Source organism: Mycobacterium sp., from assembly GCF_035314665.1.
Classification (GTDB): domain Bacteria; phylum Actinomycetota; class Actinomycetes; order Mycobacteriales; family Mycobacteriaceae; genus Mycobacterium.
Genome location: NZ_DATFZD010000134.1, coordinates 1 through 21,655 on the forward strand (window position 1 = coordinate 1; position 21,655 = coordinate 21,655).

Here is a 21,655-nt window from a genome sequence, read left to right on the forward strand (position 1 = left end):
TGGCCACTTCGATCATCGCCGGTGAGCGATCGACGGCGTCGACCCGTTCGACTCGGCTAGCCAGGCGGGTCGCGAACGATCCGGCGCCGCAACCGACGTCGAGCACACGATGGCAGCGCTGCGGTAGTTGGCGGAGCAGTAGCCGGTGGTAGTAGGCGTTGTGGTCCCAGTCGAGCACGCTCGCGAGGTTAATGGCACAGCCCCGTATCCTTTGGTGCGACGACCTCAAGGTGATTCGAGATGAAGGGTACGAGTGGGCGAGGACAGGCGCGGCGGCACCGGCGAAGGGCGACCGAGGCGCGCGCTGCAGTCCCAAGCACCAACTTCGGGCCCGGGACGTGCGCGTAGAACGCAGCCCCAGCATCCGTCTCCCGACGATGACGGCGCTGCCCCGCAGATCCCGCCCGACATCGAGGCGAAGCAATTGGCGCCCGAAATCCGCCGCGAGCTCAGCACTTTGGACCGGGCCACGGCCGACGCCATCGCCCGGCATCTGGTCGCCGCCGGCGAGCTAATTGACGACGACCCCGAAGCGGCGCTGAACCACGCGCGGGCCGCCCGGGCCCGCTCGGGCCGTATCGCCGCGGTCCGGGAGGCCGTTGGTATCGCGGCCTATCGCTGTGCGGACTGGGCGCAGGCGCTTGCCGAACTGCGCGCGGCCCGCAGGATGGGCAGCAAATCCCCGCTGCTTCCGCTGATCGTCGACTGCGAACGCGGCCTCGGCCGGCCCGAGCGGGCGCTGGAGCTGGCGCGTGGGCCAGAGGCGGCCCAGCTCAGCGGGGACGAAGCCGATGAGTTGCGGATCGTCGCCGCGGGCGCCCGCGCCGACCTTGGTCAGCTCGAACAAGCCCTGACCGTCCTGTCCACACCGCAACTGGACCCGGCCCGGACCGGGACGATCGCCGCCCGCCTCTTCTACGCCTACGCAGAGACGCTGCTCGCGCTCAACCGCGGCGACGAGGCGCTGCAATGGTTCCTGCACGCCGCGGCGGCCGACGTCGAAGGGGTCACCGATGCCGAGGACCGGGTGAGCGAGCTTGGCTGACGTGGGAACGCTTGCGCAGCAATACGATTGCCTACTTCTCGATCTGGACGGAACGGTGTTTCGCGGCCATGAGCTGACCGAGGGTGCCGCGGAGTCGTTGGACAAGGTGCGCGGCCGCAAGCTCTTCGTCACCAACAACGCCTCGCGCAGTGCCGATGAGGTCGCCACGCACCTGCGCGACATCGGTCTCGAGGCCACCGCCGACGATGTTGTCACCAGCGCACAAAGCGCCGCCCACCTGTTGGCCGCTCGGCTGGCGCCCGACTCGCGCGTGCTGATCGTCGGCACCGATTCGCTGGCCGACGAAATCGCGGCCGTCGGACTTCGGCCGGTGCGCCTATTCGAAGACAAACCGCACGCCGTGGTCCAGGGCCACTCACCCGAAACCGGCTGGATCAACCTCGCCGAGGCGGCGTTGGCCATCCGCGCCGGCGCGATGTGGGTGGCGGCCAACGTCGACGCCACCCTGCCCACCGAACGCGGTCTGCTGCCCGGCAACGGCTCCATGGTGGCCGCTTTGAGAGCAGCGACCGATGCCGAGCCCCAGGTCGCGGGCAAGCCGTCACCGACGTTGCTGACGGATGCCTTGGCACGGGGCGACTTTCGCACGCCGCTGGTAGTCGGCGACCGGTTGAACACCGATATCGCCGGTGCCAACGCCGCCGGGCTGCCCAGCTTGATGGTGCTGTCCGGCGTCAATTCCGCGCGGGACGCGGTGCACGCCGTGCCTGAACAACGCGCCACCTACATCGGCTACGACCTGCGTTCGCTGCACCAGGACGCCGATGTCCTGGCGGTGGCCCCGCAACCGGCGTGGCACGTCGAGACGAAGGACACGTCGGTAACGGTCAGCACCGGAGGCGACGGGTCGGAAAGCGATGATCTGTCGATCGTTCGAGCCGTCGCCAACGCCGTCTGGGCGAGCAACTGCGACGCGCAAGCCGTCACGATCGAGGCCGGCGACGACACCGCACACGATGCCCTGCAACGGTGGTCACTCGTCTCAATCCGCTAGCGTAGGAATGCGATGACCGATCCTGATGAAATTCGCGCTCGGATCGACGCCGTGCTCGCCGAGCTACCCGATCCCGCCGACGTCGAGAACGTGCCCGCGGAAGCCGATCTCGAAGAGTTAGCGCGCCGCCTGTCTGAAGCGCACGACATGCTGGTGCGGGCGCTGGAGTCGGCGGAGAAGGGCTGAGTGCGCCGTGTCCCGGCGTGCCCGTGTTGACGCCGAGCTGGTCCGTCGCGGGCTGGCTCGGTCTCGACAGCAGGCCGCGGAATTGATCGGCGCCGGCAAGGTCAGCATCGACGGCATGCCGGCGGTCAAACCGGGCACCGCCGTCGCGGCCACAGCCACGCTGAGGGTCGCCGACGACGCCGAGCGCGGCTGGGTGTCGCGCGGAGCCCACAAGCTCATCGGCGCCCTCGACACGTTCGGCATCGCCGTTGAGGGTCGGCGCTGTCTGGATGCCGGCGCGTCGACGGGTGGCTTCACCGAGGTCTTGCTGGATCGCGGTGCACGCGAAGTGGTCGCCGTTGACGTGGGCTACGGCCAGCTGGCTTGGTCGCTGCGGTCGGATCCTCGGGTGGTCGTCGTCGAGCGGACCAATGTGCGGGAGCTGGCACCGGCGGCGGTCGGCGACCCGGTTGAGGTCGTGGTCGCTGACCTGTCCTTCATCTCGCTGACCACAGTGTTGCCCGCGCTGACTGGATGCGCGTCGCAGAACGCGGATATCGTTCCAATGGTGAAGCCGCAGTTCGAGGTGGGCAAAGGTCAGGTGGGCGCCGGCGGGGTGGTGCACGACCCCGACCTGCGGGCGGGCTCGGTGCTGGGCGTCGCGCGTCGCGCCCAGGAGCTGGGATGGCATACCGTCGGGGTCACCGCCAGCCCGCTGCCTGGTCCGGCGGGCAACGTCGAGTATTTCCTGTGGCTGCGCGCCCAGACCGATCGGGGCCTAGTTGCTGATCAGCTGGAACGCGCCGTACACCACGCTGTGGAAGCCAGTCCGGTGACGATGCGGGCCGGTGCGGCCCGGGGAGGAACCGGACAATCAGGAGCGAGTCGCAATGACAAATGAGCGCACCGTCCTGCTGGTGGTTCACACCGGACGCGAGGAAGCTACCGACACCGCGCGTCGGGTCGAGAAAGTGCTGGAGGACAACAACATTGGCCTCCGGGCGCTGTCCGCCGAAGCGGTCGACAGGGCGTCGCTGCACCTGAGCCAGGACGATACGCGCGCGGTCGGGGTCGGGATCGAGGTCGTCGACGCCGATCCGGATGCTGCGAACGGCTGCGAGCTGGTGCTGGCACTCGGCGGCGACGGGACTTTTCTGCGCGCCGCGGAACTCGCGCGCAATGCGGACATTCCGGTGCTGGGCGTGAACCTGGGCCGGATCGGTTTCCTGGCCGAAGCCGAGGCCGACGCCATCGACACCGTGCTCGAGCATGTCGTCGCCCGGAGCTATCGGATCGAAGAGCGCTTGACGCTCGACATCGCGTTGCGGGTCAAGGGCGAGGTCATCGACCACGGCTGGGCGCTCAACGACGCCAGCCTGGAAAAGGGACCGCGGCTGGGAGTTCTCGGGGTGGTTCTCGAAGTCGACGGCCGCCCGGTGTCGACGTTCGGCTGCGACGGGGTGTTGGTGTCAACCCCCACCGGATCGACGGCTTACGCCTTCTCGGCGGGCGGGCCGGTGCTGTGGCCGGATCTGGAGGCGCTGCTGGTGGTGCCCAACAACGCCCACGCCCTGTTTGCCCGCCCGATGGTGACCAGCCCGGACGCTGCCATCGCCATCGAAATCGAAGCCGACGGGCACGACGCAATCGTGTTCTGCGACGGGCGCCGGGAGATGCTGGTTCCGGCCGGTGCACGGTTGGAGGTGCGGCGCTGCGAGGTGTCGGTGAAATGGGCGCGGCTGGATAGCGCGCCGTTCACCGACCGCCTGGTGCGTAAGTTCCGCTTGCCGGTCACCGGCTGGCGTGGACGGTAGCGGTGCTCAGTGAGATTCGGATCGAGGCGTTGGGCGCCATCAGCGTCGCCACGGCCGAGTTCGACCGTGGTCTGACGGTCCTGACCGGCGAGACCGGCACCGGTAAGACGATGGTGGTCACGGGTCTGCACCTGCTGGGCGGCGCGCGGGCCGACGCCAACCGGGTGCGCTCGGGCGCCGAGCGCGCCGTCGTCGAAGGGCGCTTCACCACTGCCGATCTCGACCAGAAGGCCGTCGCGCAGGTCGACGAGATGCTGGACGCCTCAGGAGCCGAGCGCGACGAGGACGGCAGCATCATCGCGTCGCGCTCGGTCAGCCGCGACGGCCCGTCGCGGGCTTACCTCGGCGGGCGCAGCGTGCCGGCCAAATCGCTCAGTGGTTTCACCAACGAACTGCTCACTCTGCACGGCCAAAACGACCAACTGCGGCTGATGCGGCCCGACGAGCAACGCGGCGCGCTCGACCGGTTCGCGGCCGTTGGCGCGCGGCTGGAGCGCTATCGCAAACTGCGCGATGCGTGGCAGTCGGCGCGGCACGACTTCGCCGACCGAAGCAAGCGGGCCCGCGAATTGGCCCAGGAGGCAGACCGACTCAAATTCGCGCTGCACGAGATCGACGCCGTCGACCCCGCACCCGGTGAGGATGACGCGCTGATCGCCGACATCCGCCGGCTTTCGGAATTGGACGCCCTGCGCGAGGCCGCGGCCAGTGCCCGCGTCGCGTTGACCGGCGCGGGGGAGGAGACAGCTGCCGAACCCGTGTCGGCGGCCGACGGTCTGGGAATAGCGAAGACGACGCTGGAGTCGACCGACGATGCCAAGCTGCGGGGGCTGGCCGATCAGCTCAGCGAGGCGTTGACCGTGGTCGACGATGTCGCGCGCGAACTCGGCGACTATCTAAACGAATTGCCGGCCGACGCAAGCACTTTGGATACCAAGCTGGCCCGGCAAGCCGAACTTCGCACACTCACCCGCAAATACGCCGCCGACATCGACGGCGTGCTGCTGTGGGCTCGTGAAGCGCGAGACCGGCTGGCTCACCTGGATGTCTCTGAAGAGGCGCTGGTCGGCCTGCAACGTCGCGTCGACGATTTGGCGATCGAATTAGCTTCCGCTGCAACTGAACTCAGCAAGGCGCGCAGTCAGTCGGCCAAGCGACTGGCCAAAGACGTCACCGGCGAGTTATCCGGCCTGGCAATGTCGGATGCCGAATTCACCATCACCGTGTCGACGATGCCGGCCGGCGACGACGACCCCGCCGCGCTGACGCTGCCTTCGGGCGGGCGGGCCCATGCCGGCGGTGACGGTGTCGACCAGGTCGAGTTCGGCTTCGCCGCGCATCGCGACATGACGGTGCTGCCGCTGTCCAAAAGCGCATCCGGCGGCGAGTTATCGCGCGTGATGTTGGCCCTGGAGGTGGTGCTGGCGGCATCGATGACGGGCACCACGATGGTGTTCGACGAGGTCGACGCCGGCGTGGGTGGCCGGGCAGCGGTGCAGATCGGGCGGCGCCTGGCCCGGTTGGCCCGCTCCCGTCAGGTCATCGTGGTGACGCACCTGCCGCAGGTGGCGGCCTACGCCGATGTACACCTGATGGTCGATAGCACCGGGAAAAACGGTGCCAGCGGAGTTCGGCGCCTCGACGGCGGCGACCGGGTCGCCGAGTTGGCCAGGATGCTGGCCGGGCTCGGTGAGTCCGACACGGCTCGCGCCCATGCGCGAGAACTGCTGGAGGCCGCCGACTGTGACCGGATTGCGACCTCGTAACGACATTCAAATCTGTGACAGGTGTGACAGGATGTAACTTCTGAGGCTGTTGTTACGGCGCGCCTCCCCCCTCGGGCTTACCTTCACCGACAGAATCGCCTCCATGAGTGTGACCACGAGGATGACGGCGCTTATCACCCGTAGTAACCCCATCCGGCCGGGTGTCGTTGGCACCGCCCGCGTCGACCGGGACATCGACCGACTGCTGCGGCGGGTGTGCCCCGGCGACATCGTCGTCCTCGATGTGCTGGACCTCGACCGGATCACCGCGGATGCGCTCGTCGACGCCGAAATCGCCGCCGTGGTCAACGCATCCACGTCGGTCTCGGGCCGGTATCCGAACCTGGGTCCCGAGGTGCTCGTGGCCAACGGCGTCACCCTCATCGATGAGACGGGACCCGAGGTCTTCAAGAAGATCAAGGACGGCGCGAAGATCCGGCTGCACAACGGCGGCGTCTACTCCGGCGACCGCCGATTGATCCGGGGCACAGAGCGCACCGACCACGAGATCGCCGAACTGATGCAGGAAGCCAAGAGCGGATTGGTCGCTCACCTCGAGGCGTTCGCCGGCAACACCATCGAGTTCATCCGCAGTGAAAGCCCGCTGCTGATCGACGGGGTCGGCATCCCCGACGTCGACGTCGACCTACGGCGCCGCCACGTCGTCATCGTCGCCGACGAGGATCACGCCGCCGATGACGTCAAAAGCCTCAAACCATTCATCAAGGAATACCAACCAGTCCTGATCGGTGTCGGCACCGGCGCCGAAGTGTTGCGCAAGGCGGGATATCGCCCGCAACTCATCGTCGGCGATCCCGACGAGCTGAGCACCGAAGTCCTGAAGTGCGGCGCCCACGTGGTGTTGCCGGCCGACGCCGACGGCCACGCACCGGGCCTGGAGCGCATCCAGGATCTCGGTGTCGGAGCGATGACCTTTCCCGCCGCGGGTTCGCCCACCGACCTGGCGCTGCTACTGGCCGACCACCACGGCGCCGCGCTGCTGGTGACCGCCGGCCACAGCGCCAACATCGAAACGTTCTTCGACCGGTCGCGTCAGCAGAGCAACCCCTCGACCTTCCTCACCAGGCTGCGGGTGGGGGAGAAGGTGGTGGACGCCAAAGCGGTTGCCACGCTGTACCACAACCGAATTTCCGGCGGCGCGATCGCATTGCTGATCATGACGATGCTGATCACGATCATCGTCGCGCTCTGGGTGTCGCGCACCGACACCCTGGTGATGCATTGGGCCGTCGAATATTGGAACCATTTCACTCTCTGGGTGCAGCATTGGGTCCACTAGGACAGGTATAGATGTGATATCTCTACGCCAGCACGCGATTTCGCTGGCCGCCGTGTTTGTGGCGCTGGCGATCGGAGTGGTGCTCGGCTCCGGCTTCCTATCGAACAACCTGCTGTCCGGAATGCGCGACGAATCGCGAAATCTGCACGGGCAGATCGACGCGCTTAACGGCCAGAAGAACGCTCTGAACCAAAACCTCAGATCCGCAGACGCTTTCGATTCTCAGATGGCGGGTCGGATGGTGCATGACGCGCTCAACGGCAAGTCGATGGTGATCTTCCGCTCCCCGGACGCAAAGGATGACGACGTCGATGCGGTGTCGAAGCTCGTCGGCCAGTCCGGCGGAGCCGTCGCTGGCACGGTGACGTTGACGCAGGAGTTCGTCGACGCCAACTCGGCGGAGAAGCTGCGGTCGGTGGTCAACTCGTCGATCCTGCCGGCCGGTGCTCAACTGAGCACCAAACTCGTCGACCAAGGCTCGCAGGCCGGCGACCTGCTCGGGATCGCGCTGCTGATCAACCGGGATCCCGCCGCCCCGACCGTCGACGACGCGCAGCGCGACACCGTGCTGGCCGCGCTGCGTGACACCGGCTTTATCGGCTACGGCAACCAGCACGTCGGCGCGGCGAACGCCGCGGTAGTCATCACCGGTGGTGGCCTGGGCGAGGACGCCGGCAACCAGGGTGTGAGCGTGGCCCGGTTTGCGGCCGCGCTGGCCCCGCACGGCTCGGGTGTGGTGCTTGCCGGCCGCGACGGCTCATCGGGTGGGACGGCGGCCGTCGCGGTGGCCCGCGCCGACGCCTCGGTGACCTCGGCGATCAGCACCGTCGACGACCTGAACGCCGAGTCCGGACGAATTACCACGATTCTGGGCATGGCCGACCTGGCCAACGGCGGCCGCACCGGTCAATACGGCACCGGTCACGGCGCCACCGGCCTCACCGTCGCGTCGTAGCCGCCCCGCCGGGCGTGTCAGCAACGACGCGGCGACGCGGATGTTAGGGTGGGTTTCCGTGGGTCGGCAGGCCCAAAAAGAGTTGGCCAACAGCCAAAAGCCTAGCCATTCGCCGTCTTCACGGAGGTCGCTACATTGCGCAGGCATCCGCAGGGCGCCACCAAGCACCTCTTCGTCAGCGGTGGCGTCGTATCGTCGCTGGGTAAGGGACTGACCGCCAGCAGCCTGGGGCAGTTGCTGACCGCACGCGGGCTGCAGGTGACGATGCAAAAGCTGGACCCCTACCTCAATGTCGACCCCGGCACCATGAACCCGTTTCAGCACGGCGAGGTCTTCGTCACAGAGGACGGCGCCGAGACCGACCTCGACGTAGGTCACTACGAGCGCTTCCTCGACCGCGACCTGTCCGGCTCGGCGAATGTCACGACCGGACAGATCTATTCGACAGTGATCGCCAAAGAGCGCCGCGGCGAGTACCTCGGAGACACCGTCCAGGTGATCCCACACATCACCGACGAGATCAAAAGCCGCATCCTGGCGATGGCGAAGCCGGACGCCGACGGGAACCGCCCGGATGTCGTCATCACCGAAATCGGTGGCACCGTGGGCGATATCGAGTCGCAGCCCTTTCTGGAGGCGGCACGGCAGGTTCGTCATGATCTCGGCCGGGAGAACGTCTTCTTCCTGCACGTGTCGCTGATCCCGTACCTGGCGCCGTCGGGCGAATTGAAAACCAAACCGACCCAGCACTCGGTCGCCGCGCTGCGCAGCATCGGTATCACGCCGGATGCGTTGATCCTGCGCTGCGACCGCGATGTTCCCGAGTCGCTGAAGAACAAGATCGCGCTGATGTGTGACGTCGACATCGACGGCGTCATCTCCACTCCCGACGCGCCCTCGATCTATGACATCCCGAAGGTGCTGCACCGCGAAGAACTCGACGCCTACGTCGTACGCCGGCTCAACCTTCCGTTCCGCGATGTCGACTGGACCGAGTGGGACGACTTGCTGCGCCGGGTGCATGACCCGCAAGAAACGGTGCGAATCGCGTTGGTGGGCAAGTATGTTGACCTCTCGGATGCATATCTGTCGGTCGTCGAGGCACTGCGAGCGGCCGGGTTCAAGCACCGGGCGAAGGTGGAAATCCGCTGGGTGGGTTCCGACGACTGCGAGACGCCCCGCGGTGCGAGCGCGTTGCTCGACGACGTCCACGGCGTGCTGATCCCCGGCGGGTTCGGGATCCGCGGAATCGAGGGGAAGATCGGGGCTATCCGATATGCGCGGTCCAGGGGTCTGCCCGTCTTGGGGTTGTGCCTGGGGTTGCAGTGCATCGTGATCGAGGCGGCGCGTTCCGTCGGCATCGAGCAGGCCAACTCGGCAGAGTTCGATCCGGCGACACCGGACCCGGTCATCTCCACCATGGCCGACCAAACGCAGATCGTCGCCGGTGAAGCCGACCTCGGCGGCACCATGCGGCTGGGCGCGTATCCGGCGGTGCTCGAGCCGGGTTCCATTGTGGCCGAGGCGTATCAGTCCACGCAGGTGTCTGAGCGGCATCGGCATCGCTACGAGGTCAACAACGCCTATCGGGATCGGATCGCCGAAAGCGGGCTGAGATTCTCCGGGACGTCGCCTGACGGCCATCTGGTGGAGTTCGTTGAATACCCGCCGGAGATGCATTCGTTCGTCGTCGGCACCCAAGCGCATCCGGAGTTGAAGAGCCGGCCCACTCGTCCGCACCCGTTGTTCGTCGGCTTCATCGGAGCGGCCATCGACTACAAGGCGGCCGAGCGTCTGCCGATGGAGATTACCGAGCAGCCGTCGAACGGAAGTGAACAACGCGACGGCGTCGACACGTCGCTGGCCGAGCCCGAACCTGTTGCCCGTGGGTGAACACGCCTTCGAGACGATATCGTCCGAAACTCTGCACACCGGAAAGATTTTCGCCCTGCGCCGCGACGATGTCCGGATGCCCGGCGGGAAGATCGTGACGCGGGAGGTCGTCGAACACTACGGCGCGGTGGCCATCGTCGCGATCGACGACGACGGCCGCATCCCGATGGTCTACCAGTATCGCCATCCCTTCGGTCGGCGGCTGTGGGAACTGCCGGCCGGATTGCTCGACGTCAACGGCGAAGCCCCGCACCTGACCGCTGCCCGGGAACTTCGCGAGGAGGCCGGCCTGCAGGCACAGACCTGGCAGGTGCTGGTCGATCTGGATTCCACGCCGGGTTTCAGCGACGAGTCGGTGCGCGTCTATCTGGCAACCGATTTGACCCACGTAGACCGACCCGAGGCGCATGACGAAGAAGCCGATATGACCTTGCAGTGGTATCCCATCGACGAAGCGGTCCGCCGAGTGTTCAGCGGCGAGATCGTCAACGCCCTTGCGGTCGGAGGGATTTTAGCGGCATACGCGGTCAGGAATGGTCTCGCACAGCCGCGGCCGGTGGACACGCCGTGGGTGGACAAGTCGAAGAGCTTCGCCGCCCGGCAGGTGGCCCGGTGACGATGCGGGCCGGCACGGCCCGAGGAGGAGGCGGGCGATGGGATCCGGCCCAATGACGACGCTGGCGGTGCCGCTGGAGGGCCAGTTACAGGGCTACCTCGATCATCTGACGATCGAACGGGGTGTGGCGGCCAACACCTTGAGTTCCTATCGTCGCGACCTGCGCCGCTACTTCGAACACCTCACGTCGCGGGCCATCGACGACCTGGCCAACGTCAGCGAGCACGACGTCAGCGAATTCCTGGTGGCACTGCGGCGCGGCGATCCGCAGTCCGGGTCGGTGCCGTTGTCGGCGGTGTCGGCGGCGCGGACCCTGATCGCGGTGCGCGGCCTGCACCGGTTCGCCGCCGCCGAGGGCCTGGCCGCCGTCGACGTCGCGCAGGCCGTTAAGCCCCCGACACCCGGGCGGCGGCTGCCCAAAAGCCTGAGCCTCGACCAAGTGCTCGCGCTGCTGGCCGGCGCGGGAGGCGACAGCCCGTCCGACGGCCCGCTGACGCTGCGCAACCGCGCGCTGCTCGAATTGCTTTACTCCACCGGCGCACGGATCTCGGAAGCGGTCGGACTCGACGTCGACGACATCGACACGCACGCCCGGTCGGTACTGCTGCGCGGTAAGGGCGGAAAACAGCGCTTGGTCCCCATCGGACGGCCGGCGGTGCAGGCGTTGGACGCCTATAAGGTGCGCGGGCGTTCAGAGTTGGCGCGCCGGGGCCGCGGGACGCCGGCCATCTTTCTCAACGCACGCGGTGGCCGATTGTCGCGGCAAAGCGCGTGGCAGGTGCTGCAGGACGCCGCCGAGCGGGCCGGGATCACCTCCGGGGTTTCTCCGCACACGCTGCGACATTCGTTCGCGACCCACCTGCTGGACGGCGGGGCCGACGTCCGGGTGGTTCAGGAGCTGCTGGGACACGCCTCGGTGACGACGACGCAGATCTACACGATGGTCACCGTGCACGCGCTGCGCGAAGTGTGGGTCGAGGCCCATCCGCGGGCGCATTAGGCGCTGCTCGCGGTCCTTAGCCGAGGTACTCCGATTCCAGCACCAGATCGGAGATCTCGCTCTGATACTCCACATGCGTCTTGTGCTCGGTGGTGTTGAACAGCTTGCCCTGCTGCTGACGCATGTATTCGCGGTACTTCGGCGCGCCGGGCACCTTGACGTTGTCGGCGACGACGATCGACCCGGTATGCAGCCAGCCCCGGTCGAGGATGCTCTGCAGGTCCACCAGATAGGCGTCCTTGTCATGGTCGAGAAACAGGAAATCAAGGCCGCCAGCGGTAAAGCCATGCTCGCCGGCCAGCGCATCCAGCGTGCGCCCGCCGTCGCCAATGGTGCCGACCACACACGTCACCCGGTCCGCGACGCCGGCATGCGCCCAGATCTGGCGGGCGTTGACGGCGTTGGCCTCGGCCATCTCGACGGAGTACACCTTGGCGGCGGGCGCGGCGCGGGCAATCCGCAGCGCGCCGTAGCCGCAGTAGGTACCCAGCTCGAGCGCCAGTTTCGGCTCGGCGCGCCGGACCGCGGCGTCGAGCAACGCGCCTTTTTCGTCGCCGACGTTGATCAGCATCGACTCCTCGTAGGCGAACCGGTCGATGGTTGCCAAGACGTCGTCCACGTCGCCCGCGCGAGCGCGCATCAGCACGTATTCGATTGCGGCGGCTTCGCGCCCGTCGCCGATCTGGCCCGTCGTGGTGATATTGCGGGCCCAGTCGCCACCTGTCATACGGACCACCGCAACAGCGGAATGCGCTGCTTCAGACTCATAGAAGTCACACTAGCCCCGCGACGATTCAGCCCGGGGCGGCGTGCGCACCCGCGATAGAGCCGAGCCGGCCCAAATTGGCTGGTTAGGTTGTTGCGGGTCTCCCGGCGCGGGCGCCTTTACCCGTTAGACTCTCCTGCGATGTCCGCCATTTCCCGAACGCCGCGCATGCCGAGTCGGTCTGCGCCGAGCCGCAGCGCTCGTGACTGACGACGCCGACAGCGGCACCGGTGTCGGCCTGACCGGGCGGCCACCGCGGGAGATCCCGGAACCCAAGCCGCGCACGTCGCACGGTCCCGCCAAGGTCGTCGCGATGTGCAATCAGAAAGGCGGCGTCGGCAAAACCACGTCGACCATCAATCTGGGCGCCGCACTCGCCGAACACGGCCGCCGCGTGCTGCTGGTCGACCTGGATCCGCAGGGGGCGTTGTCCGCCGGCCTGGGTGTGCCGCACTACGAGCTCGAGCACACCATCCACAACTTGCTGATCGAGCCGCGGGTGTCAGTCGACGACGTGCTGATGAACACCCGCGTCAAGCACATGGACCTGATACCCAGCAATATCGATCTGTCGGCCGCCGAGATCCAGCTGGTCAACGAGGTGGGCCGCGAGCAGACGCTGGCGCGCGCCTTACATCCGGTGCTGGACCGCTACGACTATGTGCTGATCGACTGCCAGCCGTCGCTGGGTCTGCTCACCGTCAACGGTCTGGCCTGCTCCGACGGGGTCATCATCCCGACCGAGTGCGAGTTCTTCTCCCTGCGCGGTCTCGCGCTGCTCACCGATACGGTGGAAAAGGTGCGAGACCGGCTCAACCCGAAGCTGGATATCAGCGGCATCTTAATCACCCGCTACGACCCGCGGACTGTGAACTCCCGCGAGGTCATGGCCCGTGTTCTGGAGCGCTTCGGCGACTTGGTGTTCGACACCGTCGTCACCCGTACTGTCCGTTTCCCGGAGACCAGCGTCGCCGGCGAACCGATCACCTCGTGGGCGCCGAGGTCGGGCGGCGCAGCCGCCTACCGCTCGTTGGCCCGCGAGGTGATCGACCGGTTCGGCGCGTGACCGGCGGGGTGAGCTACGAGGCATCCCCCCAGAACGGCTTCCAGGTCAGGCTAAGCAATTTCGAGGGGCCGTTCGACCTGCTGCTGCAGCTGATTTTCGCGCACCGCCTCGACGTCACCGAGGTGGCGTTGCATCAGGTCACCGACGAATTCATCGCCTACACCCGCGCGATCGGTCCGGAGCTGGAACTCGAGGAAACCACCGCGTTCCTGGTTGTCGCCGCAACCCTGCTCGATCTCAAGGCGGCCCGGCTGCTGCCGTCCGGGCAGGTCGACGACGAGGAGGACTTGGCGCTGCTGGAAGTCCGCGACCTGCTGTTCGCCCGGCTGCTGCAGTACCGGGCGTTCAAGCACGTCGCGCAGATGTTCGCCGAGCTGGAGGCCGCGGCGCTGCGCAGCTACCCGCGCGCGGTGTCGCTGGAGGACCGCTACGAGGACCTGCTGCCAGAGGTGATGCTGGGCGTCGACGCCGAGCGGTTCGCTCAGATCGCAGCGATCGCCTTCACCCCGCGACCGGTGCCGACGGTGGCCACCGAGCACTTGCACGAGCTGATGGTGTCGGTGCCCGAACAGGCCGAACAGCTGCTGTCGCTGTTGGAAACGCGCGGCATCGGGCAATGGGCGTCGTTCTCGGAGTTAGTCGCCGACTGCCAGGTGCCGATCCAGATCGTCGGCCGCTTCCTGGCGCTGCTCGAACTGTATCGGTCGCGGGCGGTAGCATTCGATCAGCCAGAACCGCTTGGTGTGCTCCAGGTTTCGTGGACCGGAGAACGGCCGACCAGCGAAGCGATGCTGAGGGCAGAGGCGCTCGAAGCTCAAGAAGTGCGAGACCACTACTCATGACACGCGCCGACGACGATGAACAGAGCAGTGCGATCGAGAATGGGCAGGAGGAGCGGCGCCCAATGATCCAGCAGCCGCCCGAACCGGACTTGGGCGACAACTTGGACGCCGACGCAGCCTCGGCTCACGAGCTCGACGACGCCGAACTGGGCATCGACGTCGCGACAGTGCCGGAGCTCGAGGACGCCGAACTGGGCGCGGTGCTCGAGGCGCTGCTGCTCGTCGTCGACACTCCGGTGACCGTCGAGGCGCTGGCCGCGGCCACCGAGCAGCCGGCCTATCGGGTCGCCGCCAAGCTGCACGTGCTGGCGGATGCGCTCACCGAACGCGAAAGCGGAATCGATCTTCGGGAGGCCGGCGGCGGATGGCGGATGTACACCCGCGCGCGGTTTGCGCCTTATGTCGAGCGCCTGCTGCTGGATGGATCGCGCTCGAAACTCACCCGAGCGGCCCTGGAGACGTTGGCCGTGGTGGCATACCGCCAGCCGGTGACGCGAGCGCGGGTGAGCGCGGTCCGGGGAGTCAACGTCGACGCGGTCATGCGCACGCTGCTGGCCCGCGGTTTGATCACCGAAGCCGGCACCGATCCCGACACCGGCGCGGCGACGTTCGCCACCACTGAGCTGTTCTTGGAGCGGCTGGGGTTGTCGTCGCTGACCGACCTTCCCGATATTGCGCCGCTGCTGCCCGATGTCGACATGATCGACGATCTGAGCGAATCCTTGGATGTCGAGCCACGTTTCGTCAAGCTCTCCGGCGGCCCGGTATCTGACGACCAGCCGTTGTCGTTCGACGTGGACCAGGAATGATGGTCGAGATCGACGACCCCCAGGGCGTGCGCCTGCAGAAAGTCTTGTCGCAGGCCGGAATTGCCTCCCGACGGGTCGCCGAGAGAATGATCACCGACGGGCGCGTGGAGGTCGACGGAGAGCTGGTGACCGAGCTTGGTACCCGGGTCGATCCTGACGCGTCGGTGATTCGCGTCGACGGGGCGCGGGTGGTCCTGGACGACTCGCTGGTGTATCTGGCGCTGAACAAGCCGCGGGGGATGCACTCGACGATGTCGGACGACCGCGGCCGGCCGTGCATCGGGGACCTGGTCGAGCACCGGGTGCGGGGCAACCAGAAGCTCTTTCACGTCGGACGGCTGGATGCCGACACCGAGGGACTCATTCTGTTGACCAACGACGGCGAGCTCGCGCATCGCCTCATGCATCCCTCCTACGAGATACCCAAGACGTATCTTGCGACAGTCGCGGGGTCGGTGCCGCGCGGGCTCGGCAAGAAACTGCGGGCCGGAATCGAGTTGGAGGACGGGCCGGCTGCGGTTGACGATTTCGCCGTGGTGGACAACATTCCCGGTAAGACACTGGTCCGGGTCACGTTGCATGAAGGGCGCAATCGCATCGTGCGCCGGATGTTCAAGGCCGCCGGATTTCCGGTGCAGGCGTTGGTGCGCACCGACATCGGCACGGTGTCGCTGGGGGAGCAGCGTCCGGGCAGCATCCGGGCATTGCGTCGCAACGAGATCGGCGAGCTCTACAAAGCGGTTGGACTGTGAGCGGAACGCGCGGAACGACCGGAGTGAGTGACGGGAGTGAAGCGAACCATCCGGCACTGACGACAGTCGTCGTCGCCGTCGACGGCCCGGCGGGCACCGGAAAGTCCTCGGTATCAAGGGGTTTAGCGCGTGCGCTGCATGCTCGCTACCTCGATACCGGCGCCATGTACCGGATTGTCACGTTGGCGGTGCTGCGGGCCGGGATCGACCCGGCTGATCAGGCGGCCGTCGAAGCCACCGCGGCGACCGTCAAGTTGTCGGTGGGTTTCGACCCCGAGGAAGGCCGCTCTTACCTTGACGGAGAGGATGTCTCGTCGGAGATCCGCGGTGACGAGGTCACTCGTGCAGTGTCGGCGGTGTCGTCGGTTGCCGCCGTACGCACTCGGCTTGTCGCACTGCAGCGAACCCTGGCACAGGGCCCGGGCAGCGTCGTCGTCGAAGGCCGCGACATCGGGACCGTGGTTCTGCCCGATGCGGACGTCAAGCTCTTCCTGACCGCGTCGCCCGAGACGCGAGCGCAGCGTCGCAATGATCAGAATGTCGCCGGCGGGTTGCCCGACGACTACGAGGGTGTGCTTGCCGATGTGCGCCGCCGGGATCACCTGGATTCGACGCGAGCAGTGTCGCCGCTGCGGGCGGCTGCGGACGCGGTGGTTGTCGACACCAGCGCGATGACCGAATCCGAGGTAATCGATCACCTGTTGGGGTTGGTGCGGCTACGAAGCGAGGCCAGCCGGTGAGTCAAGACGGCACCTGGGCCGACGAAAGCGACTGGGAATCAGCCGAATTCATCGAGCCGATAGAAGGCGAGGCCGCGGGGCCACCGCCGGTGGTCGCGGTGGTGGGCCGGCCAAATGTCGGCAAGTCGACGCTGGTCAACCGAATCCTGGGCCGGCGCGAGGCGGTGGTGCAGGATGTGCCCGGCGTGACGCGCGACCGAGTCTCCTATGACGCCCTGTGGACCGGACGCCGGTTCATGGTGCAGGACACCGGGGGGTGGGAACCCGACGCCAAGGGGCTGCAGCAGCTGGTGGCCGAGCAGGCGGCGGTGGCGATGCGCACTGCCGACGCCGTGATCTTGGTGGTCGACGCGGTGGTCGGCGCTACCGCCGGTGACGAGGCGGCCGCGCGTATCCTGCGTCGCTCCGGTAAGCCAGTGTTTCTGGCCGCCAACAAGGTTGACAGCGAGAGGAACGAATCTGACGCGGCCGCGTTGTGGTCGCTGGGGATCGGAGAGCCGTACGCGATCAGCGCAATGCACGGTCGCGGCGTGGGCGATCTGCTCGACGCGGTGGTCGGTGCGTTGCCGGAGGTGGCGGAGTCGACGTCAAGCGAGGGCGGTCCGCGGCGGGTGGCGCTGGTCGGCAAGCCGAACGTCGGAAAGAGTTCACTGCTGAATCGGCTGGCGGGCGATCAGCGTTCGGTGGTCCACGAAGTCGCTGGCACCACTGTCGATCCGGTGGATTCGCTGATCGAGATGGACGGCAAGGTTTGGCGTTTCGTCGACACCGCCGGCCTGCGCCGCAAGGTCGGCCAGGCCAGCGGACACGAGTTTTATGCCTCGGTGCGCACCCACGGCGCGATCGACGCCGCCGAGGTCGTGATCGTCCTGATCGACGGGTCGGTTCCGCTGACCGAACAGGACCAGCGGGTGCTGTCGATGGTGATCGAGGCCGGACGCGCGCTGGTGTTGGCGTTCAACAAGTGGGATCTGGTCGACGAGGAGCGGCGTTACCAGCTGGACAACGAGATCGACCGCGAGCTGGTGCAGGTGCGTTGGGCGCAGCGGGTCAACATCTCCGCGAAAACCGGCCGGGCGGTGCAGAAGCTGGTGCCAGCCCTGGAGAGCGCACTGGAGTCGTGGGATGCCCGGATCGGCACCGGCCGGCTCAACACCTGGCTCAAGGAAGTGGTAGCCGCGACACCACCGCCGGTTCGGGGCGGCAAGCAGCCGCGAATCTTGTTCGCCACCCAGGCCACCGCCCGTCCGCCGACGTTCGTGTTGTTCACCAGCGGGTTCTTGGAGGCCGGCTATCGGCGGTTCCTGGAGCGACGGCTGCGCGAGACGTTCGGATTCGAGGGCAGCCCGATCCGGATCAACGTGCGGGTGCGCGAGAAGCGGAAGGCCAAGCCCCGCTGAGTTCGGCGCCGTGTAGTGGGAAAACTCATATTCCCGGCTAAATCGCGGCGGATAGGCTGTTTTCAGTGCCTATTTCACACGCGCTGTTGATCCTGGCCGCCGGCTTGGGTGCGGGCGCAATCAACGCCGTTGTCGGGTCAGGCACTTTGGTCACCTTCCCAACGCTTGTCGCGATGAGTTATCCACCCGTGACGTCGACCATGTCGAACGCTGTGGGCCTGGTTGCGGGAAACGTGTCGAGCACTTGGGGTTACCGGCGTGAGCTGCGCGGTCAGGGGGACCGGCTGCGCTGGCAGATTCCCGCGTCGGTTCTCGGCGCCATCGTGGGCGCCTGGCTGTTGCTGCATTTGCCGGAGAAAACGTTCACCGCGATAGTGCCGGTGCTGCTGATCCTGGCTCTGATCATGGTGGTTATCGGTCCGCGGATCCAAAGGTGGGCGCAGGACCGGGCGGAAAAGGCCGGCCGCTCTGCCGACGACATATCGGCGGGCCGGATGGCCGTATTGGTGTCGAGCACCTTCGCGGTCGGGGTCTACGGTGGCTATTTCACCGCGGCGCAAGGCATTCTGCTGGTCGGCGCGATGGGCGCGCTGCTACCCGAATCGATGCAGCGGATGAATGCTGCGAAGAATTTGCTGACGTTGCTCGTGAATGTTGTTGCGGCGCTTGCCTATACGTTCGTGGCGTTCCACCGGATCAGTTGGCCGGTGGCGGGCCTTATCGCCGTTAGCTCACTGGTCGGCGGCTGGTTAGGCGCGCGCTACGGCCGTCGACTATCGCCGAACACGCTACGCGCGGCGATTGTCGTCGTCGGTCTCATCGGCCTCTACCGGCTGTTGACCGTGTAGCTGCTCAGCCCTGTTGGACGACGTTCCCGTCTCCCGACTTCTCGATGCTCGGCGAACCGGTGTGGTAGGTGATCTGGTTGTTGAAGCCGGAAACGTCGATGCTGTCGGCGGCGTCCACGGTGATCGTGTTCTGCACGCCGGACACATGAAGGCTTGTGCAGTGGCCGGTGATCACGACCTTGTTGGAGATACCACTGAGGTTGATGGCGCTCTGGTTGCAGGCGATCGTCCGGCTCTCTTTGATGCCGGAGATGGTCAGATCGGCACCGGCGGGCGCCGTGGGCGCGGCACTCGGCGACGCCGACGGTGCACGGGCAGGCGGTTGAGCCTCGTTGGGGGAGGGGGCCGGGGCTGCGCTGCTGGCGGTGCTGGGCGTCGGCGAGAGGATCACCATTCCGCCCTGCGAATGTCGTTGGGTGTTGTACGAGATAAAGGACACCAGGCCAATCACGAAGAACGGCAACAAGACCCACAACAACCGCGTACGCGAGGGCAATGTCGGTATTGTCGGGCCGAAGGTGCCGCCATAACTCGACGGTGGCGGTGGCGGCAGAGCCGGTGTGCCGGGCTGATACGGGTAAGCGCCAGGCGCCGGGCTACTTCCCATTTCGGACGCACGTGCCGTCTCGGCTAGTGGGCGCTCGAGCTCCCGGATGCGGGCTTCCGGGTCGTCTTCCGGCTTCATCCACAGATGCTCCCACACGCGGATCTCGCTTCGGTAGTTTCTGCATCGTGCCCGAGTTGACGAACCGCCAGATCGTCCTGCGTCACCGCCCTGTCGGCCTGGTCCAGCCCGGTGACACCGAGCTGGTCGCCGCGCCCGTACCCGAGCCCGCCGAAGGGGAGGCGTTGCTCCGCACCACCTATGTGGGCCTTGACGCCGCGGTCCGGACCTGGCTCAACGACCAGCCGGGCTACCTTCCGCCGGTGCAGCTGGGCGAGGTCATCCGGGCGGCCGGGATCGGCGAGGTCGTGTCGTCGCGCTGTGACGCCTACGCCGTCGGCGACGTCATCACCACCCTGACCGGCTTTCAGGAGTACGTCATCGTCCGCGACGACGTCTTCAGCACACCCATACCCGGCGAGAGCGATCAACTGGCGATCATGTCGGTGTATGGCCCGACCGGCGCGACCGCCTATATCGGGATGACCGACGTCGGTCGGCCTCAGGCCGGGGACACGGTGGTGGTTTCGGCCGCCGCCGGCGCCACCGGGTCGGTGGCCGGCCAGATCGCCAAGATCGCCGGCGCCCGCGTGGTGGGCATTGCGGGCGGGCCGGAGAAGTGCCGGGCGGTGGTCGAGGATTTCGGGTTCGACGCCTGCATCGACTACAAGAACGACGACCTGGAGGCGGCGCTCAAAGAGCACTGCCCCAAGCGGGTAAACGTCTACTACGACAACGTCGGTGGGCCGATTCTCGACGCGGTGCTGGGCCGGCTGGCCATGAACGCGCGGGTGGTGCTGTGCGGTGTGATCTCGAGCTACCTTACCGGCGAGCACCCCGGCCCCGCCAACTACGTGAACCTGCTGTCCAAAACGGCGACCATGCAGGGATTCAACGCACTCGATCAGTGGGGCCGCTTCGACGAAGCCTTCGCGGCGCTTCGCCAGTGGGAGCACGAGGGCCGAATCAAGCACCGCCAGACCATCTTTGAGGGCGTCGAGTCGTGCGTCGACGCCCTCAACGGTCTATTCACCGGCGCCAACATCGGCAAGATGCTGGTCAAGCTGAGCGAGCCGACAACGGCTTAACGCAGCTCTTGGATGCGGATCATGGTGCCCGCGGGGTCGCGGACGGCGCAGTCGCGAACGCCGTACGGCTGCTCGGTGGGCTCCTGGACGATGTCGGCGTTGGTGGCCTGCACCCGTTCGAAAGTGCCGTCGAGGTCCTTGGTGGCCAGCACGACGATCGCGTACGTGCCCTTGGCCATCATCTCGGCGATGGTGCGCCGCTCGTCGTCGGTGATGCCGGGGTTTGCCGCCGGCGGATTCAAAACAATAGATGTGCCAGGCTGATTCGGCGGGCCGACGGTGATCCACCGCATCTTGCCCTTGCCGACGTCGAGGCGGACCTCGAAGCCCAGGGTGTCGCGGTAGAAGGCCACTGATGCCTCCGGGTCGTCGTGGGGGAGGAAGCTCGAATGAATGCTGATGTCCATGACGGTCACGTTAGGTGCAGCGTGGCCGCGGGCGCTTCTCGATTCCTGACCGGTCTGGTGACCTGCTTCTCCATGCACGACGGCAATCCCGCGTTGAGGCCGCCGGCCCGCGTCCGGTAGAGGCTGGGCGGCACGCCGACCAGCTCGGTGAAGCGGGTGCTGAAGGTTCCCAGCGATGAGCAGCCAACCGCGAAGCACACTTCGGTGACGCTGAGGTCGCCGCGGCGCAGCAGCGCCATTGCACGCTCGATGCGCCGCGTCATCAGGTAGGAATACGGGGATTCGCCGTAGGCGGTTTTGAACTGGCGGCTCAGGTGCCCAGCGGACATGCTCGCGTCGCGGGCCAGCGCGTCGACGTCGAGCGGCTGGGTGTATTCGCGGTCGATCCGGTCGCGGACGCGGCGCAGCCGGGCGAGGTCGCGCAGGTGCTGCTCGTCGCTGGGTCTGCTGGCCACCTGCGCGATCGTGCCACGTCGCGTTGGGTTGGGGCGAGCTTCGCCGTCTGCTGTAGGCTTTCCACCTGCTGCCGGTGCTGCCGGCGGCACCGGGCTGTGGCGCAGTTTGGTAGCGCACTTGACTGGGGGTCAAGTGGTCGCAGGTTCAAATCCTGTCAGCCCGACACAGCGAAATGCCTAGTCAGAGCATGTTTTCGGGCCATGCTACCGATCTGCCTGCGATCTTCTGCAGCATCCGCCAGCACTCAC

The 21,655-nt window shown here is 66.9% G+C and carries 23 protein-coding genes, 1 tRNA gene and 1 pseudogene; 20 read left to right on the forward strand and 5 right to left on the reverse strand.

What is annotated here, in order from left to right; translation table 11 throughout:
• On the reverse strand, positions 1-364 hold a 364-nt coding region (locus VKI00_RS10370), incomplete at its 3' end, for a class I SAM-dependent methyltransferase (RefSeq protein WP_324437341.1).
• Here VKI00_RS10370 and VKI00_RS10375 point away from each other — a divergent pair.
• The 11 genes from VKI00_RS10375 (at position 254) to xerD (ending at position 11,569) form a co-directional block, all read left to right on the forward strand.
• Complete coding sequence (locus VKI00_RS10375; RefSeq protein WP_324437343.1) at positions 254-1,045, forward strand: tetratricopeptide repeat protein; 792 nt, start codon at positions 254-256, stop codon at positions 1,043-1,045. The genes VKI00_RS10370 and VKI00_RS10375 overlap by 111 nt on opposite strands.
• A gap of 1 nt (position 1,046) precedes the next feature.
• Entirely contained in the window at positions 1,047-2,060 is a 1,014-nt protein-coding gene (locus VKI00_RS10380; RefSeq protein ID WP_324437345.1) for an HAD-IIA family hydrolase, read from the forward strand.
• A gap of 12 nt (positions 2,061-2,072) precedes the next feature.
• Positions 2,073-2,246: a hypothetical protein gene (locus tag VKI00_RS10385; protein ID WP_324437347.1), complete on the forward strand. Its 174-nt coding sequence runs from the start codon at positions 2,073-2,075 to the stop codon at positions 2,244-2,246.
• A gap of 7 nt (positions 2,247-2,253) precedes the next feature.
• A complete protein-coding gene (locus VKI00_RS10390) occupies positions 2,254-3,126 on the forward strand; it encodes a TlyA family RNA methyltransferase (protein WP_324437349.1) in 873 nt (290 codons plus the stop codon).
• A complete protein-coding gene (locus VKI00_RS10395) occupies positions 3,116-4,039 on the forward strand; it encodes an NAD kinase (protein ID WP_324437351.1) in 924 nt (307 codons plus the stop codon). Before VKI00_RS10390 ends, VKI00_RS10395 begins: the two co-directional genes overlap by 11 nt.
• A gap of 2 nt (positions 4,040-4,041) precedes the next feature.
• Complete coding sequence (gene recN / locus VKI00_RS10400) at positions 4,042-5,805, forward strand: DNA repair protein RecN (protein WP_324437353.1); 1,764 nt, start codon at positions 4,042-4,044, stop codon at positions 5,803-5,805.
• A gap of 103 nt (positions 5,806-5,908) precedes the next feature.
• Positions 5,909-7,105: a putative cytokinetic ring protein SteA gene (gene steA / locus VKI00_RS10405; protein ID WP_324437355.1), complete on the forward strand. Its 1,197-nt coding sequence runs from the start codon at positions 5,909-5,911 to the stop codon at positions 7,103-7,105.
• 13 nt (positions 7,106-7,118) lie between these two features.
• Positions 7,119-8,060, forward strand: coding sequence for a copper transporter (locus VKI00_RS10410; RefSeq protein WP_324437357.1), 942 nt, complete (start codon positions 7,119-7,121; stop codon positions 8,058-8,060).
• A 135-nt stretch (positions 8,061-8,195) separates the two neighbouring features.
• A complete protein-coding gene (locus tag VKI00_RS10415) occupies positions 8,196-9,953 on the forward strand; it encodes a CTP synthase (protein ID WP_324437359.1) in 1,758 nt (585 codons plus the stop codon).
• Positions 9,946-10,569, forward strand: a complete 624-nt coding sequence (locus tag VKI00_RS10420; protein ID WP_324437361.1) for an NUDIX hydrolase — start codon at positions 9,946-9,948, stop codon at positions 10,567-10,569. Before VKI00_RS10415 ends, VKI00_RS10420 begins: the two co-directional genes overlap by 8 nt.
• Before the next feature lie 52 nt (positions 10,570-10,621).
• Positions 10,622-11,569, forward strand: a complete 948-nt coding sequence (gene xerD, locus VKI00_RS10425) for a site-specific tyrosine recombinase XerD (RefSeq protein WP_324437395.1) — start codon at positions 10,622-10,624, stop codon at positions 11,567-11,569.
• Between the two features lie 16 nt (positions 11,570-11,585).
• Here xerD and VKI00_RS10430 read toward each other — a convergent pair.
• Positions 11,586-12,337 (reverse strand): annotated as a pseudogene (locus tag VKI00_RS10430) (O-methyltransferase).
• Between the two features lie 200 nt (positions 12,338-12,537).
• Here VKI00_RS10430 and VKI00_RS10435 point away from each other — a divergent pair.
• The 7 genes from VKI00_RS10435 to VKI00_RS10465 all read left to right on the forward strand — a co-directional run bounded on the left by VKI00_RS10435 (position 12,538) and on the right by VKI00_RS10465 (position 18,792).
• Positions 12,538-13,401 (forward strand): ParA family protein, encoded by an 864-nt coding sequence (locus VKI00_RS10435; protein ID WP_324437364.1) that lies wholly within the window; start codon positions 12,538-12,540, stop codon positions 13,399-13,401.
• A complete protein-coding gene (locus tag VKI00_RS10440; protein WP_324437366.1) occupies positions 13,398-14,243 on the forward strand; it encodes a segregation/condensation protein A in 846 nt (281 codons plus the stop codon). The genes VKI00_RS10435 and VKI00_RS10440 overlap by 4 nt, the downstream gene beginning before the upstream one ends.
• A complete protein-coding gene (gene scpB / locus VKI00_RS10445) occupies positions 14,240-15,052 on the forward strand; it encodes an SMC-Scp complex subunit ScpB (protein WP_414687165.1) in 813 nt (270 codons plus the stop codon). The genes VKI00_RS10440 and scpB overlap by 4 nt, the downstream gene beginning before the upstream one ends.
• Positions 15,049-15,804, forward strand: coding sequence for a pseudouridine synthase (locus VKI00_RS10450; RefSeq protein WP_324437367.1), 756 nt, complete (start codon positions 15,049-15,051; stop codon positions 15,802-15,804). The genes scpB and VKI00_RS10450 overlap by 4 nt, the downstream gene beginning before the upstream one ends.
• 56 nt (positions 15,805-15,860) lie before the next feature.
• Positions 15,861-16,544 carry a (d)CMP kinase gene (gene cmk / locus VKI00_RS10455; protein ID WP_324437399.1) on the forward strand — a complete coding sequence of 228 codons (684 nt, stop codon included), beginning with the start codon at positions 15,861-15,863 and terminating at the stop codon, positions 16,542-16,544.
• Positions 16,541-17,944, forward strand: a complete 1,404-nt coding sequence (gene der / locus VKI00_RS10460; protein ID WP_324437369.1) for a ribosome biogenesis GTPase Der — start codon at positions 16,541-16,543, stop codon at positions 17,942-17,944. The genes cmk and der overlap by 4 nt, the downstream gene beginning before the upstream one ends.
• Before the next feature lie 65 nt (positions 17,945-18,009).
• A complete protein-coding gene (locus VKI00_RS10465) occupies positions 18,010-18,792 on the forward strand; it encodes a sulfite exporter TauE/SafE family protein (RefSeq protein ID WP_324437370.1) in 783 nt (260 codons plus the stop codon).
• A gap of 4 nt (positions 18,793-18,796) precedes the next feature.
• Here VKI00_RS10465 and VKI00_RS10470 read toward each other — a convergent pair whose 3' ends face one another.
• Positions 18,797-19,477 carry a DUF3060 domain-containing protein gene (locus VKI00_RS10470; RefSeq protein WP_324437372.1) on the reverse strand — a complete coding sequence of 227 codons (681 nt, stop codon included), beginning with the start codon at positions 19,475-19,477 and terminating at the stop codon, positions 18,797-18,799.
• 47 nt (positions 19,478-19,524) lie between these two features.
• On the opposite strand from VKI00_RS10470, the gene VKI00_RS10475 reads away from it, so the two are divergent.
• Complete coding sequence (locus VKI00_RS10475; RefSeq protein ID WP_324437373.1) at positions 19,525-20,544, forward strand: NADP-dependent oxidoreductase; 1,020 nt, start codon at positions 19,525-19,527, stop codon at positions 20,542-20,544.
• Here VKI00_RS10475 and VKI00_RS10480 read toward each other — a convergent pair.
• Positions 20,541-20,951, reverse strand: coding sequence for a VOC family protein (locus tag VKI00_RS10480; RefSeq protein WP_324437375.1), 411 nt, complete (start codon positions 20,949-20,951; stop codon positions 20,541-20,543). The genes VKI00_RS10475 and VKI00_RS10480 overlap by 4 nt on opposite strands.
• A 5-nt stretch (positions 20,952-20,956) precedes the next feature.
• Positions 20,957-21,406, reverse strand: a complete 450-nt coding sequence (locus VKI00_RS10485; protein ID WP_324437377.1) for a helix-turn-helix transcriptional regulator — start codon at positions 21,404-21,406, stop codon at positions 20,957-20,959.
• 90 nt (positions 21,407-21,496) lie between these two features.
• Between VKI00_RS10485 and VKI00_RS10490 the strand changes: the two genes are divergently transcribed.
• Positions 21,497-21,570, forward strand: a tRNA-Pro gene (locus VKI00_RS10490).
• Positions 21,571-21,655 lie beyond the last annotated feature (85 nt).